Annotated in this window: 1 protein-coding gene; it reads left to right on the top strand. The window is 74.0% G+C overall.

The window, feature by feature from the left end; translation table 11 throughout:
• Window positions 1–10: 10 nt before the first annotated feature.
• A complete protein-coding gene (arfB, locus tag GL263_RS27720) occupies window positions 11–439 on the top strand; it encodes an alternative ribosome rescue aminoacyl-tRNA hydrolase ArfB (RefSeq protein WP_182858465.1) in 429 nt (142 codons plus the stop codon).
• The last annotated feature ends 100 nt before the right edge of the window (window positions 440–539 follow it).

The raw sequence follows: 539 nt of genomic DNA, 5'->3' as shown, positions 1-539 counted from the left end.
CCATGGGGGCATGTCCGGTCCCTATCTCATCCGCGGTGCGGTGGCGCTGCCCGAGTCCGAGCTGCGCTGGCGGTTCAGTCGTTCCTCCGGGCCGGGCGGCCAGCATGTGAACACCAGCGACACGCAGGTCGAGTTGCGGTTCGACCTGGCGAACACCGAGGCGTTGCCGGAGGTGTGGCGGGAGCGCGCGCTGGAGCGGTTGGCGAACCGGCTGGTGGACGGCGTGCTGGTGGTGCGCGCCGCCGAGCACCGCTCGCAGTGGCGGAACCGCGAGACGGCGTGCGTGCGGATGGCCGCGCTGCTCGCCGAGGCGACGGCGCCCCCGCCGAAGCGGCGCAAGCGGGCGCGGACGCCGCGCGGCATCGTGGAGCGGCGGCTGAGGGAGAAGAAGCAGCGGGGGGACCTGAAGCGCGGACGTTCCGGCCGCGGCTGGGACTGAGTCGGCTGGGACTGAGGCGGCTGGGGCTGAGGCGGCTGGGACTGAGGAGCAGACGAGCCGGGGGCTCAAAGGGGGAAGCAGGGGGGCGCGGGGAGTGAGG

The sequence above is a fragment of the Streptomyces durbertensis genome (assembly GCF_014156695.1).
GTDB classification, from domain to species: Bacteria; Actinomycetota; Actinomycetes; order Streptomycetales; family Streptomycetaceae; genus Streptomyces; species Streptomyces durbertensis.
Note: the sequence above shows the minus strand (reverse complement) of the source record. Positions and strands in the feature narration are given on the sequence as shown.